At 71.0% G+C, this 1,159-nt stretch carries 1 protein-coding gene; it reads right to left on the bottom strand.

The genetic code is table 11. The features are described 5' to 3' along the window. The coding region (locus IEY99_RS33745; protein WP_189208188.1) for an IS110 family RNA-guided transposase at positions 1 to 1,011 on the bottom strand (1,011 nt) is incomplete at its 3' end. Positions 1,012 to 1,159 lie beyond the last annotated feature (148 nt).

Raw genomic sequence — 1,159 nt, forward strand, 5'->3', positions numbered from 1 at the left:
TTCTCGGGCGATGTAACGCTTGAGGCAGCGCTTGATCTCGCGGTCGGTTCTGCCTTGAGCGCGGCGGCGTTCGGCGTAGGCCTGGGTGCGTTCGTCCTGCTTGAGTCGGGTCAGCACGATGGTGTGCAGGGCGCGGTTGAGTTGGCGGTCGCCGCTGCGGTTGAGCCGGTGACGCACGATCTTGCCGGAGGACGCGGGGATCGGAGCGGCGCCGGCGAGCATGGCGAACGCGGCGTCGTTGCGGCACCGGCCAGGGTGTGACCAGGCGGTGAGCACGGTGGCGGCGACGATCGGTCCCACGCCGGTCAACGCGAGTAGCTCCGGGCGCCACGAGCGCACGATCGCGCGGATCGCTTTCTCGTGCGCGGCGGCTTCGGCTTCGAGAAACCGCACGCGGCGGGCCAGGTCGCGGAGCACGCTCAGACAGGTGAACACCTCGACGTTGGTGACCGCGGCCGGGCGCAGGCGGGTGGCGGTGACGAGCATGATCCGGGTGCTTTGGCCGCGGAACCGGGCCCGCACTGGTTCGGGTGCGGTGATGACCAAGGCGTGCAGCTGCCTTTGGGCGTCGGCGCCGGCCTCCACAGCCGCGCGCCGGGCGGTCAGCCGAATCTGCAGCGCAGCGCGTTGAGCGCCGGTTTTAGGTTGGGCCAGACGCGTGCGGGCGAGGGCGTCACGGGCGGCGCGCTCGGCGTCGATCGCATCCGACTTCGCCCCGCTTCGGCGCACTGGACGTTGCGGCCGGTCCAGCTCGACGACCAGTTCGTCCGCGTCGGCCAGGTGCCGGGTCAGGCCGGCGCCGTATCCGCCGGAGCCCTCCAGCGCCCAGGCGCGCAGGCCCGAGTGCTGCTCGGCCAGGGCGATCAGCGCGGTGTAGCCGTCGGGGTCGGCGCTGACGGTGACCCGGTCCAGCACCGCGCCGGTGCGCGTGTCGAGGATCGCGGCGCTGTGGGTCTCTTTATGGGTGTCGACGCCGATGACGACCTCGGCCAGTTCTGCCAGCATGGACATGCGTTCTTCTCCTTGCCCGGTGAGGACGCAGCAGGTCCCGGTCCGGTGCGGAGAACGGCAGGACTGTGATGAGACACGTCAGCGGCTACTGGCGGTCAAGCTCCTGATCAGGCCATGTCTCTCCGGGCCGGGCCGGTGCCGGCAGCGA

The organism is Couchioplanes azureus (assembly GCF_014648355.1).
Classification (GTDB): Bacteria; Actinomycetota; Actinomycetes; order Mycobacteriales; family Micromonosporaceae; genus Actinoplanes; species Actinoplanes azureus.